This is a genomic window from Catenovulum adriaticum (assembly GCF_026725475.1).
Lineage (GTDB): Bacteria > Pseudomonadota > Gammaproteobacteria > Enterobacterales > Alteromonadaceae > Catenovulum > Catenovulum adriaticum.
In genome coordinates this window covers 541907-561233 of the sequence record NZ_CP109966.1, presented here as the reverse complement: position 1 = coordinate 561233, position 19327 = coordinate 541907, and the positions used below count along the sequence as shown (strand labels likewise).

Here is a 19327-nt window from a genome sequence, read left to right as displayed (position 1 = left end):
CCGCCATTATTTTCAGACAGAATTTTTATGGAGTAATCAATGAATACTCATAGCTTTAAATTAAAAACGCTTACCACCTGTATTGCTGCATTGATGGTAACCGCTTGTAGTTCTGATAATCCAGAACAACCAAAACACAGTTCAGATAACACGCCAGAAACTCTAAACATGAGTAACTTTGTACCTAAAGTAGAAAGTGCAGGGCAAACTGCAAATTGGTGGGCAGCCGATGCACAAGTTGCCGATGGCCAGTTGTATAGATGGCAAGTGCTAGACGCAAACGGCGATCTACTTCCAGTATCGGGTTTAGATAAATTTGCGACGCACCCTGTATCTCTAACAGCAAACCCTGCGACCATTCAAGTACCCAATCCTGATGCGTGCCCGGGTGATGCAGACTATTGGATTGAAGAAAAAGTCGCCAATAATGTAGTTTCTTTAGCGGTTTCAAACACATTAGGCAAAGCCAGTGTGCACAACGGGGATACATTAGAACTCTTTTTTAATATCCCGGAAAATCGTTATGGTGTTACATATGATGCGACTTTAAATTACGCTGACAAAAACTTTAGCTTTAACCTCACTACTGAGGACTTAACTGATACTGCGCCTGATGCTTTAAAATTCAAATCAGAGGCATCCGGTTATACAGGACCAGGCGTAACCAAAACAAACCTCGCGAACGAATCTGGTGCAGGTACTGGCAAAGATTTTGTTTTAACCAATGTTGCAGATAACCAGTTAATTAAATTCGAATTAGATGGTGGCGTGTTAGGTTTAAACGAACACTATAAAATTAACTTTACATCAATGGTTAGTGGTCAAACCTTTGTCTATGATTTTGAACAACATAAATTTATGGATAACGAAGCCAAAGAAGGGCGTTCACATTTCGAATTTGAACATGGCGAAACTTACCCTGCGGTTTGGACGACAGTAAAATCGGCACTAAGTGATAATATCAATGCAACAACGTACGATAGTTGCGCAACGTTAGGTAATGATATTGATTTATATATCGCAATTCCGGACAAAACATTCGGAGAAACCTACACAGCAACCATTCAATGGCCGAATGAGAATGGAGAAATGGAAGATTACACATTTAGTGTGACTAGCGCTGCAGAAGACAGGGAAGTAGACCCGATTGACTTAGGTACCTTGTATGATATTTCTCCGAGCCTAGACCATATAATTGAAATACCTATTACGGGCACCAATGCGAAATTGCCAATCAGTGTTGCTGGCACAGGTATCAGTTATTCAATTGACGGTGGTGAATACACAACAGATGCAGGTGAGATTGATGAGGGGCAAACTTTATCAATTAAATATTCAGTCGCAAATTTATCAGATGACGAAAAGTATTATGCTGAATTCACACCAAGTATCACGATAGGTGATCAAACTTTCGATGGTTACGCTAGGACAGAAGCAGACCCAGCGTGGGCACGTTTAGATGCAGGATTCGCTTTTCCGTCGGCAGGCAGTGCGACAGATAAAAATGCAATCAAGATCCGTGGGTATGCTGGGTTAGTCATACCAGATGATTTTGACAGTTCGACGCCATCATTTACTGAAAGCAATCTGCTCGTGTCGGTTAATGGTGGTGATTATACACCTGTAAATACTTACGCTGATGGAACATGGACCCACTTAGTTGATTTAACCGATGGTGAAAATACCATTAGTTTTAAAACCAAAGCGCCACAAGGTTTAGCTGAAAGTAGCCCATCACAAATTATTATCACCAAATTGGTTGGTGAGAATCAAGCTTATCCATCGGTTGACTTTAAATTAAGTCATTTTGAAGCAATTGCGGTCGATACGCAGCAAAGCGCACATACTTACTATTTATTGGATACCGATGCAATTGAAGGTGGTTTTTTTGACAATACAAATAAAAATGATGACATTATTTTTAAGTTTATTCCCGGAGTTGATAGCGAGCCAAGTAGCGTATATGCGGGAGATGGCTTAATCACCAATACACAATATGTATTTGATATCGCTATCAATAACCATCGAACGACTGACGATGCAAACTACGTATTGCGTACTGAACATTGGCAGTCGATGAATGTAACCGACTTATCACAAAGCTTCCCAACTGAGAGCTTATCTGATGGCCGTGTTTCAGGTGCGAACTCTGCAAATCGGACGCGTGGAGCAGTGTTCTCTGAAAAAGGCGATATTGCCTTTACAGCAAATATCAATGGATTAGGCTATCACGTCTTTGAATATAGTGCCGACAAGCCATTTGATAATACAAACCCGAATACGTTTGTTCAATATGTTACTCAGGATATTGCGGAACTTGATTCTATAGACAACTATGTTGACAGTACTGGCCAAGAATATTTGATTGCTAATGAAGTAAACAACAGCAATGTGTGGATTATTAAGCTAAATCACGATGATCTAGCTGCATCTACGTTTGGGACGGTCAGTTTTACCCACCCCAATGGCACAGCCTTTGATGGTTCATTTGGCGGTATTGCGGTAGATGATAAAACCTCAATGGCTTACATAGCAGACGCGGGTAATATCTTTCAATTCAGCTTAGCCAATATCGACGATTTAATTGCTGGCACGGCAACAGCAGAAATCACCGCTAAATTTGACGGTACTTTCGGTGACTTAACTGGCTTAGAACTCGATCATGGAATGCACTTTATGGTCGCAGCAGATAACGGCAATAAAGCCATGTACGCGATTGATCAAACAACCGACGAGGTGGTTTATCTAATCAATGCACCAGAGTAAAAAGGATTGATTAACCTTGATATAAATTCAGGCCAGGTCACTGGCCTTTTTTATAGCACAGGCAAAATCCACATTGCCTGTGCTTTTATTTTTTGAGCTGAAATTTGCTAAGAATGTATTGTGATAAAAATTGTAATCGAAGGTTACGTTTAAATATACCTTTATTCAGATCGTTTTCATCCACCATAATATTTGCTTTCATTTACTTGGTGATGGTTTTAACCATTCTCTCAGCGGTGTTTTTTTTAAGGTCTATTCATGAGAATTTTAGAGTTACTCCACAAAACAACCAATACGACACATTACGTCTGCAATTTGAGACAGATCAAACTTCTGCTGTAACGTCGATTGGCTCAAACTTAAGTACGAAGAGTAACCATCTCTTTTTTATGTGAGACGCAATCACTAAAAGCACGACTACTTAGCTGAGAACACCTGCACCCGGGATGGTGCAGGTGACTCTATATTCAAAATTAAAACGAAAGATATACAATGCGTAACAAAACATTTTTATTCCTATTTATTTTTTTGGCTGCGGGCACATGGTCATGCGCCTATGCTGAGCGACCGAATGTAATATTTGTTGTGGCCGACGATTTAGGTTACAACGAAATTGGCGCATATGGGCAAGATAAAATAAAGACACCGCACATCGACAAAATTGCAAAAAACGGCATGAAATTCAGCCAGTTTTACGCAGGCGCGCCGGTCTGTGCAACATCGCGTAGTGTTCTTATGACGGGTCAACATTCAGGACATACACGTGTCCGGGGTAATGCCTTCCCTGAAGACAACGGTAAACAAGAGCTTTACGAACAAGACTACACGCTAGCCGAATTATTTAAAGATTCAGGTTATGCAACAGCGGCGATTGGCAAGTGGGGGTTGGGTATGCCAAACACCCAAGGTCACCCAAACAAACAGGGATTTGACTACTTTTTTGGTTATTTAAGCCAACATCACGCGCACAATTTTTATCCAACCTTTTTATGGCGTAACGAAATACAAGTCGGATTACCCAACGAAGTTAAGCCGATGGGAAATGGTCATATGTACGGCGCAGGCTTTGCAACCAAAGCAAAAGTTTACGCACCTGATTTATTTGTTGATGAAGCTTTGCAATTTATCGACCACAATAAAAACAAGCCATTTTTTCTGTACTACGCAACCAATGTACCGCATTCAAATAATGAGGCCACTTTAATTAACCGAGCTGATGGTGCAGAAGTGCCTAACCTTGGTATTTATGCTGAAAAACCTTGGATGTTGGGCGCAAAACGCCATGCTGCAATGATTACACGCATGGATAACGATATTGGAAAATTGATGCATCGACTTCAAATGCATGGCATCGCAGACAATACCATCGTTATTTTTACGTCTGATAATGGCCCGCATATAGATCATGCTGAACCTATGGACTTTTTTAAACCAAGCCAGCCATTGTCCGGTTGGAAAATGGAACTATGGGAAGGTGGCATTCGTGTTCCCTTTGTAGTGAGTTGGCCAAAGGTTATTAAAGCCAATCAGACTCGAAGTGAAGTGGCTTACTTTGGCGACTTTATGGCAACCTTTGCGGATATTTTGCAAGTGAAACCACCTAAAAATATCGACAGCCATAGTCTGCTACCCATTTTTTCAGGCAATGCTCAACAGTTTAAAGCTCACGACTATTTATATTGGGAATTTAGAGGACGAGACACAGGTTTAGTCGCACTCAAAGACGGCCGCTGGAAAGGCATCATTCGCAAAAAGAACGGTAAAAAAATGGAGTTATATGACCTGCAATCGGATATTGGCGAACAAAAAGATTTAAGCGAGGATTATCCAAAAATAGTCGCTGAGCTAACTCAATATTTAAAAAATGCTAGAACGCCCAGCGAGAATTGGCCCGCGATTATTAATTTATAGATTTTCCTTTGTTTGTAAGGTTTGAGACCTACCCAGCTTCATATAAATGCACTGGGCTTTATGCAATTATAATGGGATGAGGCTGGACAATTCATGTTTTAAATTATTGGAAGGTAATACCGAGCCCAGTTTATCCAATCAGTATTTGGTCTCTACCTCATTTAAAGTCTTAATTTTAATATTGCGATAAAATACCTCTGCGCCTTCGGCCTGTAATAAAATTTTGCCTTCGGTCAGTGGTTGCCAATGACGGTTCTGGTAATCCCATTTTTTAAAGTTGCCAATACGCATATTAACAACACCATTAACAATATGAATCGCTTGATCTTCGCGGACAATAATTTCCATGGTGTTCCAGCCGTCAATTTCAGCATCGTTAACTTGTTTTATACGGGTAATTTTATCGGGTTTGCCAATGGGTAAAAAATCTTGCACTGGATAGTATGGGTTGTATTCGTAGTAAGTTACTGTGCCTTTTGGGTTGATAACTAATGAATTGGGTTTTAGCCATGCACTCATTTGTGTACCAATTGCATAGGCATCACCACTTTCGCCTTGTTGAATTTGGCTTTCCATACTCAATGGCCAAGCAGGCTTGCCTTTGCCATGTACGTGATACAACAAGCCGGCATCCTTTAACAGGTTTAATCTGGGCTCAAATTTTGCTTCACCCCATTTATACTCAAGTGACAAATGATAATTTTTAAAGCGCTGTTTAGTTGTGATGGCCGCAAACGCTTGTTGGCTGCCATGCGGTTTGCCAGCATATACATGAATAACGCCGTTCTTTACGACAAAATAATCTTCGGCTTTATCGCCCGGTTGAACATTTTTAATCAAGCTGGCATTCCAGCCGCTTAAGTCTTTACCGTTAAATAAACTTTGCCATTGTGCCGCTAAAACTGTGTTTGTACTCAGCGACGTGATTAAGATCAGACTGTTAATCGAGGGTTTCATATCCGCTCACCTGTTATAATTGATAATGTATTACAATTAAATAGTATTTGATTAACACGCTGTTTGAGATGACATTTTGTGCCTAATTAACCCTAAAACCGCTCAATAGGTCCTAGGGCGTGTTGATCTTTGTATTATTATAAAAAAGATAAACACGCCCTAACTACCAGCAATATAATTAGCTTTTGAGATATTACAAATTAAATACTTAACACGTTTGGCAAAGGGTATCACGATAGTTGAGCAAACTTTCGATGGTTACGCCCGGACAGGAGCAGACCCGGAATGGGCACGTTTAGATGCTGCATTCGTTTTTCCGTCGGCGGGCTGTGCCACAGATAAAAATGCAATCAAGATCCGTGGGTATGCTGGGTTAGTCATACCAGATGATTTTGACAGTTCGACACCATCATTTAGTGAAAGCAATCTGCTCGTGTCGGTTAATGGTGGTGATTATACACCTGTAAATACTTAAGCTGATGGAACATGGACTCATTTAGTTGATTTAACCGATGGTAAAAATACCATTAGTTTTAAAACCAAAGCGCCACAGGGTTTAGCTAATAGTAGCCCATCACAAATTATCATCACCAAATTAGCTGGTGAGAATCAAGCTTATCCGTCGGCTGATTTTAAATTAAGTCATTTTGAAGCAATTTCGGTCGATACGCAGCAAATTGCACATACTTACTATTTGTTGTCTTTGTTGATCTAGTTTTTAGAAGGGCATTCTGCTGTGTGGTAAACAGTTCTAGATATTCGAACTGCAAAGGTTTATCTTTAATTTAACAAAGCATTAAATTTTTTTTCAAATCCTTAGTGTGTTTTTTCCTGCCATTCGTTCTATCTAAAATAATTGATTAATCTAACTACAAATTAGAGAGTTTTTATGAAGCGAGTGTTAACCGCCTTAATGCTGTTGTTGTGCGCTAATGTTAAGGCAGCAGGGATAGAATCGTATTTAAATATCAAAACTGCGGGTAATCCGGCCGCAACGGCTAAATTAACTTGGAGAAAAACCAGCAATAATCATTGGCAATTAACTGAGCATAACCACAAGTTAGACATTCAAGTTAGCAAACAAGCCAACAGTTATAGCTATAAAATTGTCGCGCGAGCGGATGTGCATTTTAATCTACAAAATATTTATCCAACCAATTTTAATTATCAAAACACTGAGTTTTTAATGCCGGGTATTTGGTATAAAAAAAATCAAAACTCGTCGGCTGATGCACCGTCGGTCAACGAGGCGACAAGTTGGAGTTTTCGCGAAGATAGATTAAGCACGCCGCTTACAGGTTTGTTTAATCAACAAAGCCAGTCAGCTATTACCATCACTCGACTAGACAATATTAAACAAGACTCGGTGGCTGTACCGGGTGTTGGCGAAATGATTTTATCTGCTCATTCTGATTTAGGTAGTTTAGGTTTTGGTGAAGTGAATAACAAAGCGTATTTGCAGTTTGGTTATCCGTATGCTGAAACACCAAAAACTTACGTGCGCAAACTCACGCTGGCACCTGAGTCTATGGCGTTTGTTAGTATAAACAAAGGTCAAACAATAGAGCTTAATTACGCAATTGAAAAAACTAAAGTTAGTGATTTTTCTAGTTTTGTAAAACAAAGCTGGCAATACAGTATCGATACCTTTCAACCACAACCAGTGAAAACTGCTTTGCCAACCGAAATAGTTAAACGCCAATTAACTAAATACTTTAAACAAAGTTATTTGCACGAAAAAGAATTAGCAGGTTTTTCTGGTGTGCATTTGCGTACTGACATAGTTGAAAAGAAAAACTTGTTTGAGGTGGGGTTTGTTGGCCGTGTATTGCTGAATGCATTTAATGCGTTGGAATACGCTGAGCAGGTGCAAGATCAACAATTAATTGAGATGAGCGAAAGCATCTTCAATAGTTATTTACAGGATGGTTTTAATCAACAAGGTTTTTTCCGTGAAGTTGTAAATTTTGATCATCCAGCTGAACATTTAGCGCGCACTATGTCGATTCGTCGTCAATCAGAAGGCATTTACGCCGCACTTTTGTATATGAATTATCGCAAGCAACAAGGGCATAATATGCGAAAGTGGGATGCAAAAATTCACACTTTATTAGAGCAGCTAGCTAAGTTACAAACAGCAGATGGTGCTTTCCCACGCAAGTTTACCCCACAAGCTGAAATTATTGATGGTGCGGGTGGCAGTAGCCCGTCTGCGGTACTGGCTTATGTAATGGCGTATAAATATTTTAACGAGGAAAAATACTTAAATGTTGCACGCCACACAACTGAGTATTTAGCGACCCACATTGTTGAACCAGCTGAGTATGTATCTTCAACGTTAGATGCCAATTGTGTTGATAAAGAAGCCGCATTTTATACCGCTATGGCTTTGTATTATTTGGCATTGGTAACCGACGGCAACGAGCAAAACAAATACATAGCTTTGCTTGAACAAGCTAATTATTTTGTGATGTCTTGGTATTACACTTGGGATGTGCCTTTTGCTAAAGGGCAAATGCTTGGGGATGTTGGTTTTAAAACCCGTGGTTGGGGCAATGTGTCGGTTGAAAATAATCATGTTGATGTCTTTATTTTTGGTTATTTAGATGTCTTGTATTGGTTGGCGGACAAAAATGGTGATAAACGCCTAACTGCTTTTGCGCAGGTGATTGAATCGTCAATGAAAAGCCAGTTATTACCACGCCAAGGACATATGTTTAATATTGGCAAAGAGGGTTATTACCCTGAAGTTGTGCAGCATACCAACTGGGATTATGGCCATTTTGGTAAAGGTTTTTACAACGATATTTTTGCGCCGGGTTGGGTAGTTGCTTCGTTATGGGAAATGTTAACCCCTAACCGCGCTGAACAATTTTTACGTAACGCAAAACATTAATAAGATAGCTTCAGCTAGTTAAAGCTAGCTGAAGCTATTCGCAATAACACACACAGCGGCGACACAAGACTATGCACAGTGAAAACAAATTTTTAATTTATTGTTGTTTTTATTTTGATTTGTTTAAATGTCGTGATGTTTATACATTTTTTGCAGTGATTGTGCGATGTTTCAAGCTTTAACGCGCTTATTGGTATTTGTTGGAATTATTATCGGCTGCTTAGTTAATACTTGTTTAGCGGCAAGCGAGAAAAAATTTCAATTTAATATCTCAGAAACTCGCGCAGAACTCTCCTTATTACAGTTTGCTAATCAGGCAAAACTGTCTTTTTTTATTTCATACGAACTGGTTGAAGGGGTAAAAACTAATCCATTGATTGGTGAGTTTACCTTAATACAAGCGGCGAAAATTCTATTTAATCAGACTAAGTTAGTTGGGGGAATTGATGAAAATGGCGCGTTTGCACTAAAAGCTCGAGCTCTGGTCAGCGAGCAAAACGAATTAGTTGCAGAGGAAAAACCGTTAGACCCACCAAGAAACACAGACGAACAAATAGAAACTATTTACGTTAAAGGTATGGACAGCGATTTACCTTACAACTGGCGGTTAAAGCAGGTTTCTGATGGTGTACAAGATCTCATTGACCGTAAACAAATGAACAGTCAGCCATCGCAGAACCTAGCTGAAAATTTGCAAAAAAGTGTTGGAGTGTCTATTTCTCGCAGCATAGGTGAGGGTGGTGATGTATCGGTACGAGGTTTTGGCCCTAACTATAATGTTACAACTGTGAATGGGCGCACTATTGCAACCAGCAAAGCTAATCGCAATTTTGATTTTAGAATTTTGCCGAACGATTTTGTAAAAAACATAGATATTATTAAATCTGCTTCGGCCGACTTAAGTGCCGGTAGCATAGGCGCAAATATCGACATTAGTACAGCACGCCCATTTGATTACGACGGTTTATATGTAGACACGCGTTTTGGTTTAAATACCAGTGAGTTGCGTCCTGAATATGGCACGCATTTATCCAACTTATACAGCAATACTTTTTTTGATGGTCAACTTGGTTTTATGATTGGAGTATTGCGCGACCGTTCATTATATCGGGTTGATCGTTATTCAACCCAAAGGTTAGCGCAATCGAATATCCTACCGGAGAATTTACAAGGGGAAGTCTTAAACCAAAGTGGCGAAGCTGTTGAAGCGAGCACAATTCGCCGACCCCTACGGATGATTTTTGATGTGCAAAATGGTGAAAAGCGTCGCGATAGTATCAACTCAGTGCTGCAGTGGAAAACCGCTATGAGTGGTTTGCATACGCTAGATTTGATTTACGCACGCTTTAAACGCAAATCTTTTTCATCAGGTGTACAAATACCTGGGCAATCACCCAATTATAAAAACGTATTAATAGACGACAATCAGACCTTATTGCAAGCAGATATCTTTGATAACAACCTAGATGCGGTATTTGAACAACAAGTTGAAGATATTGATACATTAGCGATTGGATACAATAGTAAATTTAACTTAAACGGCTGGTGGATTGATTTTGATATTTCACATTCAAAAGCAAATTCGTTCGAAAGTTTAAATGCCTTGATCCCTCATTATGTTGGCGCACAAGATAAAAATATCCATTTAGATTTTACCCAAGGCAATATTTTATCTATGACAACAAATATTCCTTTGGGAGACAGCACACAAATTAGTGCACATTGGAATGGCAAACTCGACTATGTTATTCAAGATACAGTTGATGAAATAAAATTAGACAGCCGCTATTTGTTTGACCAAGGTTTAATTGAAGAAGTTAACTTTGGCATTTCGTATTTTCAGCGTGATAAATCACACAGCCAATATAAATGGAATGACGACTACCAATGTGCACCTTGTGGTGGACTAGTCGATTTACCTAACTATCTATTTCAAGTTATCGAATATCCTGATTATTTAGCAAATGAAAGCGGTGCTAGACCAAATAGGTGGTTAATGTTAACGGATGTTGAAGCTTATAATCTTAAAATTCAGAATATTATGGAAGCTAATGGCATAGTGCCTGATGGGGTTAAATGGAATCAAACCATCTTTGATCCGTCTGCGTCGTACAGCAACTATGAAGAAAATTTGTCGCTGTATGGCAAAATTAAAATGACAGAACAAAGCGAGTATTTTGATTGGCATGCAAGCGCGGGTGCACGTTATTTGGTATTTAATAATACCTCGGAAGGTTTTTTACAAAATGTCGAAAAAATAGATCTCGACCCAAACTCTAGTGACAACGAATTACGCTTAAAGCTAACTTATAGCCAGCCTGAGCCTGCTAAAAGCAATACCGAAAGTCGTTACTTTTTGCCAAGTGCTAATATTGCGCTAGATTTTCGTAACGGTTATCAGCTAAAAGCCGCGGTTGCTAGAGTGATTAGTTTTCCAAACATTGAAGAAATTGGTATTAATAAAAAATTCACTTCAGACGACAGCGGCACTTTGGTGTTAAGCGGCGGCAATTCCAAATTAAAACCTTATTCAGCAACTCAATATGACTTGTCGTTAGAATATTACCAAACAAGTGGTAATGCCTATTCGGCCACTTTATTCCACAAAAATATCGATACCTTTATTGCAACTTCTAGTTTTGAACAAACTTTTCAAGGAGAAGTCAGTGACGCTGTGTTAGAGCGGCGTCCACAAATTGTTGAGTTAGTAAGTACCAGCGAGAATATCTCTGGCGGCAGCATTCTTGGCGTGGAATTGTCATCTAGGTTTGATTTATCCGCTTGGTGTGGTTTTTGTAGCGAGCTCGCGACCGAACTCAACTATACGCAAATACTCAACAATCAAATGAATACAGATCCAATTGAACTGACAGCAGTGCAAGAGCCTGCAAGTGTGATTGAAGGTTTGTCGGAACAGGCGTTTAATTTAAATTTAAATATTAAGTTAGCCGGTTTGTATAGTTATTTGGCATATAGCTGGCGTAGTGATTTTTTAAATGCCCGCCAAGGTACTCGAACCGGTGGTATTCCTGAACATACACGCGCTGCAGGGCATTTAGATTGGCGTTTAGGTTATCAGTTTAATTCTAAGTTTGAAGTGTCGCTGGATGTATTTAATTTAACCCGTAGTTCGCACCTAGAATATGCGGATGTTCGTAACCGTGTCACCCACTTTGAAGACACAGGCATTAGTTATCAACTAGGATTTAGAAAACAGTGGTAGTGTGTTTTTCTTTCTGAATCGTTTAATAGAGTGAGTAGCTAATTTGAGATTGTTATGCATAAGAACGAACAGACCTTTTTAGCGCCATTTATGGCGCTACGTAAGAGTATTGCTCACTATATTTCACGAATTGTTCCACCTGCCGATGTGGAAGATATAGTGCAGGATACCTATGTCAAACTGTGTTCGATTGAAGACAAAGACCCAACTAAATACAACAAATCTTTTTTATATACTATGGCGAAAAACTTAGCCTTAGACCATGTCAAAAAAGCCGATAATAAGCTTACCGACAAGGTAGAAGACGAAAGTGAATTTCATGTAGAAGACAGTGACAAACTTTATAACGAAGCCGTCACCAATGAAAAATTTGCGCATTTTTGCAAAGTTGTCCAACAAATGCCCAGCCAAAGCCGCAAAATTTTTGTATTACGTAAAGTGTATGGGTTTAGTCAAAAAGAGATAGCGGAACAACTCGACATTAGCGTTAATACAGTATCCAACCAATTGGTGAACGGAATGAAACAGTTCAGTAAACTTGAGCAGTCGTTTGCAACGGAAACGAATCCGGTTGACCAACAAGTGAAAAGAGGTGGCTAACATGACAGACAATATTATTCGCATGCCACAAAGAGCAAAACAAGCCGATATCGATGAGCAGGCGCTACATTGGTTGATGGAATTAGATCGCGGCGATATGCCTGCCGAGCGCAAAAAGCAACTGCAAATCTGGTTAGCTAAATCGCCAGCGCATAAATATAGCTTTTTAGCACATGCTAAATTATGGGATGAATTAGATGTAATGGCAGAGCTTGCCGATATTATTCCGTATCAAACCCCGCAAGTAAAAGCAGCACAACCTAAATACTATTTGTATGCGGCGTCTGCTTTGATTGCCTGTTTTATGCTGGCTTTTTTAACTAGCCCTGTTTGGTTGTCTGATGCGCAACAACCGCAGATAGTGCAACAAACTGTGGTTGAACAAATTTATGCAACCAGCAAAGGTGAAATGCGTACTTTTGTATTGGCCGATGGCTCTGAAGTTAGTTTAAATACAGATAGTCAGATAGTTGCTAAATACGATCAGAATTATCGTAATATCGAATTGGTGAAAGGTGAGCTGCATATCAAGGTTGCGCATAACCAAGACAAACCATTGAATATTTTGGTGGAAGACAAAATGATTCAGGCGGTTGGTACTGCATTTAATGTGCAGTACTTAGCTAAAAGTGAAATTGAGTTAATTGTTTCTGAAGGTAAAGTTATGGTCGCAGATAGTGGGTTGCTACAAGATAAAGTTAACTTCGCGAAAATGACGCAACCTTTACAACAAACTTTGTTATTAAGAGCTGGACAAAAAATTGCGATAGATTCCCAGCGCTCAATTAATAGTTTAAAAGCCCGGGTTGAAGATGTGTCGGCCAAACTAGATATTAATTTGTCGTGGTTAAGTGGTAGCGTAACCTTTTCTGGTGAGCCTATGGCACAGGCGATTGAACAGGTTAATCGTTATTTACAACAGCCAATTTATTTGGCCGATGAAGAAGTAAAAAATATCCGAGTAATTGGCCGTTTTGAACATGGAAAACTCGACAGTTTTTTACAAGATCTTGAGCGTAATTTTAATGTTTCTTTAGTGAAAAACGAGCAAGGAGAAATTTATTTAAGCAAAAAATAAATTTTTTGCTTTTGGTTTAGTGCATTTTTAGCAGTCAATCGTTTTATCTAGTAGATATGTGAATATCTAATTAATAAATGTTTATATAATTGTTGTTATTTGTAAGTAAACATTCAGATCAAATACGTAAACGATAAAGAGAAGAATATGAAAGCTTCAAAAATGCACTTTAAATTTTCAGCAATCGCGCTGGCCACACTAACCGCATTTTCAGCACAGCAATCCCAAGCTGCTCAAAACGAGCAAGATGACGCAGACAAAGAACCCGAAGTTATTATGGTAACAGGCCTAAGAAACAGCTTAGGCATGGCGGCCGACCTTAAACGTTCATCTGATTTAGTTGTAGAGTCAATTGTGTCGGATGATATTGGTAAATTCCCAGATTCAACGACCGCAGCAGCGCTGCAACGTGTACCCGGTATTCAAGTTGTAATGGGTGACAATAACGAAGTTGTTAGCCCATTAATTCGTGGTATCGGCGATATCTTAACTACCTTAGATGGTCGCGAAATTTTCACTGGTGTTGGCCGTGGATTTGCGTTCCAAGACTTACCGGCTGAAGCTTTATCTGGCGCTGATGTATACAAATCAAATACAGCAGATTTAACTCAAGGTGGTGTTGCTGGTGTGATTAATTTGAAATTACACAAACCACTTAATTTTAAAGAAGGTGTCACTACAGCTTTAAATGCACGTATTTTTAAAGGTAGTAACGAAGACTCACCAAGTTATGCAACAGGTGCTTTAGTTTCAAATCGCTGGTCAACTAGCTCAGGTGATGAGTTCGGTGCATTGTTAAACGTTTCTTACTCAGACATTAACTTCGACCGCCCGGTTTCGTTTAACTGTGATCCTCGATCTGGTTCAAATGGCCCTGCAGGTGGTGATGGCGTAATCCTACCAACTTGCGTGGGTGGTGTGAGCCAATATGGTGACTACCAAAGACCACAGTTTAATACTGCACTACAATGGCGTATGCCAAGTGGCCTAGAGCTGTACCTAGACGGTATCTACACAGAGTATAAGTCGCGTTGGGAATCAGACTTTGTATTTTCCGACATCTTCGCAGCACAAAGTATTACCAATAAAAAAGCTTCAACTAATTGTGCGCAATACAGCATAGATGGTGCGGGTTTTTATGCCGCGGAAAATGGTCAGCTACAAGACTTGTGTATTGCTGAATCAGCCACTTTTAACAATGTTCCGGGTTTGTCGAGTACCCAAGCAAAAGACAGTGGCACAGATCAATATTTAATTGCGACCGGTGCTCGTTATAAACAAGACGATTACGAATTAGATTTTGACGTTTCATATCAAAGATCCCACACACATAATCGCACCATAATTGTTGATATCGGTAAACAAATCGACAAAGTAGATGTAGTGGTCGACGCTGGTGGTTATGGCACCACAACTATGCCGGGCGACCCATTAAGTGTGGCTGATGACTTTAGATTTGCTAATGGTTTATTCCAAGATTTAAATGATGCGGTCGGGACTATGTTTGCGGCTGAAAGTAACGGTAAATACTTTTTACAAGACAGCTTCTTAAAAGAATTACAATTTGGTGTACGTTATGCCGATCGTGAATCTGTATTTAGAGCAAATGCGCCAGGCGGCCCAGCTGCACCAGGTGGTAACCGTGTAACTTTAGTTGATTCTGTTGGTTTACCAGATGACTTTTTAATTCCGTCACCCACTAGCATTCCATACATCAACGGCGGTCAAAAATGGATGACACCAGATAGAGATTTTCTACTCGACCATACAGATGTTTTACGTGACATTTATGGCGCAGAGCCAGGCGATCCAGCTTGGGCACCTGAAAGAAATTACGATGCAACTGAACAAACTTTATCTGCCTATTTACAAGGTAAATATGCCACTGAAATTGGCAACTTTTATGTCGATGGTTTAATTGGTTTACGTGCGACCCGTACTTCACGTGACTTAACTGGTACAGGTTTAGTTAGGCCAGCACCAACAGATGCTAACCCAAACCCTGCAGCAGAGCCAACAACTGTCACTAATTCAACCAGTGAAACGACATTATTACCAAATGTCAGTGCAAGAGTTGAATTAACCGATGATTTGCAATTGCGTGTAACAGCGGCAAAAACTATTTCACAACCTGCTTTTGGTGATTTAAACCCAGGTTTAACTTATGAAGTGCCACTTAACGCTAATATTCGTCCAAACGGCGGTGGTGGTAACCCTGAGTTAAAACCACAAAAATCAACAGCATATGATGCAACCCTTGAGTATTACTTTGCGCCAACTAGTTATGTTGCGGCGGCGGTTTATTATCGTACATTGAACGATAGAGTGATGGCACAAACCACCACAGAAACCATAGATGGTATTGAATACAATATTTCACGCCCTCGCAACGCGGCTGACGCCACTTTGCAAGGTCTCGAACTATCGACTCAAATGTTTTTAGATTCAGTATTTAAAGACTTACCAAGTGCACTTGATGGTGTTGGTTTTATGGCTAACTTTACTTTAGCCGATAGTGAAATTACCACTGATGGCGACCCATTAGAAGGTGAGCCACTACAAGGTGTGTCTAAATACAGCTATAACTTAGGTTTGTTATATGAGAACCATGGTTTTACTGGTCGTATGGTGTATACCTTCCGTTCAAAATATAGTGAAGCATTACTTAATACCATTCGCCCAGTAGGTGCAGGTCCACAATTTAACATGGTTAAAGACACTGGCCGTTTAGATTTTTCACTTGCTTATGACTTAAGCGAAAGTCTGACCGTTTCAGTAGATGGTACTAACCTAACTGGCAATAAGTACTACAGCTACTTTGAAACAGAAGCTTTCCCACATGATGTGCGTGACGACGAAAAAACCATAGGTATGAGTATTCGCGCCAAGTTCTAAGGTGTTCTCCCAACCAAGTGGTTCAGCCGTTTTCGGCTGTGCCACTTTACTTAAGTAATTAGTGAATCTGTATTATGAACGTTTTCCGAATTTTGTCGGCAGCTTTGCTGCTGGTTAGCAACATCAGTTTGGCTGGACAGCCAAATCCACCGGGGCAAGTGCAAGCCGGTGAACAAGCAAAACATCAAGCCTATTTATTCGCGCATATGACGCATGAAGATTATGGCCGTCTATATTACTCAGTTAGTTTAGATGGCCTACATTGGTATAGATTAAACGACAGCAAACGCGTGTTTAACGACTATCAAGGCCACCCGGATATCACACAAGGGCCGGACGGCACTTATTACATTGCCGGTAATACCAGTGATTCGTCGCCGGATATTAATATTTGGCGCTCCAAAGATTTAGTTCAGTGGGACAAACACGCTACTTATCGACCGAATTTACAAGCAACGCCAAACTACAGCCAAGCTTTACAACGAATTGGTGCACCAAAACTTTTTTATGACAAAGCGTCAGAGCAGTTTGTGATGAGCTGGCATACACCACATTTAAATGGCACTGAAGAAGACCCAGAACGTTATTGGAACAGCCAACGCACTTTGTACGTAACATCAAAAGACTTAAAACATTTTTCAGCACCACCACAAATGTTATTTGATTGGGACATAGGCACAATTGATGTGTTTATTCGTCAAGCTGAAGGGCAATACTGGAGCATTATCAAAGATGAAAGATATCCAACTTTAGATTGGCCAACTGGTAAAACCGTGCGTATTGCCAGTTCAGATAATTTATTTGGTCCATACCGTAATTTAAGCGCGCCAATTAGCCCGAATTTCCGCGAAGCACCTATGTTAATTCCATCACCTAATGGTAAAGCTTGGTATATGTATTACGAGCAATATCCCGGTGTTTCATATGGTTTGTCGGTTGCGGATAGTTTACAGGGGCCTTGGTACCAAATTTCGGGTTATACCTTCTTTGCTGATTGGGACAAGTATTCAATGCCTGAACAATTGCGCCATGGCTGCATGATCACGATTTCTAAAGCTGAATACGACAAGTTAGTTACACATTTTGGCATTGATAAAAGTGGTAAATAACTAACATGAACAAATTGGCAAAGTTGAAATTTACCCTTGTGTTGCTGGCGAGCATTAGCTTGTTCAGCAACCAACTGAACGCTAAGTGGTCGGCGCAAGCAGACGTTATGTTAACGCCTTGGGGAGAACAAATTACTCCTGACAATGTGTGGCAACAATATCCGCGTCCGCAGTTACAAAGACAAAACTGGCTTAACTTAAATGGCTTGTGGCAATACGCTGTAGTTGATCGCAAAGCTGCTGAGCCAAAAGATTGGCAAGGCGACATTCTTGTACCTTTTGCCATCGAGAGTCCACTTTCTGGTGTCGGCAAAAGGCTTGAGCAACAAGCTTTGTGGTATCAAACACAATTTAATTTTAACCACAGCACTAAACAAGCGCATATTCTGCATTTTGAAGCAGTCGATTATGCCTGCAAAGTGTGGCTAAACGACCAATATGTTGGTGCACATCAAGGCGGTAATTTACCATTTAAATTTGATGTTAGTGCAGCGATAAAAAATGGCGCAAATAAACTGATTGTGCGGGTAATTGACGACACTGACGCGGCAGACAGATATCAACTGCGTGGTAAACAAACCCAAGATAATCGTGGCATTTGGTACACACCTGTTTCTGGTATTTGGCAAACAGTTTGGCTTGAGAGTGTTCACCCTACGCATATAGATTCTTTAAAAGCAGTGGCTCAAGCAAATGGCCAACTCAAGGTCGGATTAAACTTAGCCAATAACAAGCAAGGTATTAGCGCTAAATTAGATGTGTTGTTTAATAACCAACGTATTGCCTCAGCTACTTCGAACAATGCTGAATTTAATTTGCACTTGAATAAAGTTAAAACTTGGAGCCCAGATAAGCCTAATTTGTACGACTTAAAAATTCAGCTGTTCGATGCCAACCATAAACTAATTGACACTGTTACTTCGTATGTTGGATTTAGAACCGTCGGACGGCAGCAAGATGCAAACGGCAATTGGTTATTTACTTTAAATGGACAGTCAATATTCCATTGGGGACCGCTTGATCAAGGTTGGTGGCCGGATGGTTTGTTAACGCCGCCGAGCGAAGCCGCGGTTTTGTATGAAATGGATTACTTAAAACAAGCTGGTTTTAACATGATCCGCAAACACAAAAAGGTTGAGTCACGCCGTTATTATTACCTTGCCGACAAAATGGGTTTTCTCGTTTGGCAAGATCAGGTTTCTGGCGGTGTAGATACCAATGGCGGTAAACAAGAATGGCCGATTTGGCATCAAACTTCACAAACTTACCCAGACCGTATGCAAGGTGAAATTGAAGCACATTGGCCAACATGGGCGCATCAACAATACATGGATGAATTAACAATCATGTTGGATGTTTTATCCAACCACCCAAGTATTGTGGTTTGGACTACCTTTAACGAGCGTTGGGGACAACACAACACGTTAAAAGTGGGCGAGTTTGTTGAGCTGTATGATCCAACTCGGCACTTGAATATTGCCAGTGGTGGTAACTTTTTCCCAATTGGTGACATTGCTGATGCGCACCATTATCCAGAACCTAAGTTCTTATTAGATGCTAAAGAGTTTACTGGTTATATCAAAGTGGTTGGCGAATTTGGTGGTCATGGTTGGCCAGTTAAAAACCATGTTTGGGCACCGGATAGAGAAAAGATGATTTATGGCAACATGCCAAAAACACTCAGTGAATATCAGCAAAGGTATATTCGCTCAATCAATAACTTAGGCGAATTGAAGAAACGCGGTATTGCGGCAGGCGTGTATACCCAAACCAGTGATGTTGAAACCGAAATTAATGGCTTATTAACTTATGATCGCAAAGCGCAAAAGTTAACGGCTGAACAATTAAAACAAATACATCAATCCGCTGGGTTAATTGAATAATAGGCAAAG

General features: G+C 40.1%; 10 protein-coding genes. 9 read left to right on the top strand and 1 reads right to left on the bottom strand.

Annotated elements, in window-relative coordinates:
- Positions 1-39: 39 nt before the first annotated feature.
- Positions 40-2766 carry a hypothetical protein gene (locus tag OLW01_RS15725; protein WP_268076508.1) on the top strand — a complete coding sequence of 909 codons (2727 nt, stop codon included), beginning with the start codon at positions 40-42 and terminating at the stop codon, positions 2764-2766.
- Positions 2767-3258: 492 nt separating this feature from the next.
- Complete coding sequence (locus tag OLW01_RS15720; protein ID WP_268076507.1) at positions 3259-4677, top strand: arylsulfatase; 1419 nt, start codon at positions 3259-3261, stop codon at positions 4675-4677.
- Positions 4678-4815: 138 nt separating this feature from the next.
- Here OLW01_RS15720 and OLW01_RS15715 read toward each other — a convergent pair whose 3' ends face one another.
- Positions 4816-5634, bottom strand: a complete 819-nt coding sequence (locus tag OLW01_RS15715) for a 3-keto-disaccharide hydrolase (protein WP_268076506.1) — start codon at positions 5632-5634, stop codon at positions 4816-4818.
- 889 nt (positions 5635-6523) lie between these two features.
- On the opposite strand from OLW01_RS15715, the gene OLW01_RS15710 reads away from it, so the two are divergent.
- The 7 genes from OLW01_RS15710 to OLW01_RS15680 all read left to right on the top strand — a co-directional run bounded on the left by OLW01_RS15710 (position 6524) and on the right by OLW01_RS15680 (position 19318).
- Entirely contained in the window at positions 6524-8530 is a 2007-nt protein-coding gene (locus OLW01_RS15710; protein WP_268076505.1) for a hypothetical protein, read from the top strand.
- A gap of 166 nt (positions 8531-8696) precedes the next feature.
- Positions 8697-11753 (top strand): TonB-dependent receptor, encoded by a 3057-nt coding sequence (locus OLW01_RS15705; protein ID WP_268076504.1) that lies wholly within the window; start codon positions 8697-8699, stop codon positions 11751-11753.
- A gap of 54 nt (positions 11754-11807) precedes the next feature.
- Positions 11808-12353: an RNA polymerase sigma factor gene (locus OLW01_RS15700; protein WP_268076503.1), complete on the top strand. Its 546-nt coding sequence runs from the start codon at positions 11808-11810 to the stop codon at positions 12351-12353.
- Between the two features lies 1 nt (position 12354).
- Positions 12355-13431, top strand: coding sequence for a FecR family protein (locus tag OLW01_RS15695; RefSeq protein WP_268076502.1), 1077 nt, complete (start codon positions 12355-12357; stop codon positions 13429-13431).
- A 147-nt stretch (positions 13432-13578) separates the two neighbouring features.
- Entirely contained in the window at positions 13579-16326 is a 2748-nt protein-coding gene (locus OLW01_RS15690; RefSeq protein WP_268076501.1) for a TonB-dependent receptor, read from the top strand.
- Positions 16327-16400: 74 nt separating this feature from the next.
- Positions 16401-17435: a glycoside hydrolase family protein gene (locus tag OLW01_RS15685; RefSeq protein WP_268076500.1), complete on the top strand. Its 1035-nt coding sequence runs from the start codon at positions 16401-16403 to the stop codon at positions 17433-17435.
- A 5-nt stretch (positions 17436-17440) separates the two neighbouring features.
- Positions 17441-19318 (top strand): glycoside hydrolase family 2 protein, encoded by a 1878-nt coding sequence (locus OLW01_RS15680; protein ID WP_268076498.1) that lies wholly within the window; start codon positions 17441-17443, stop codon positions 19316-19318.
- Positions 19319-19327 lie beyond the last annotated feature (9 nt).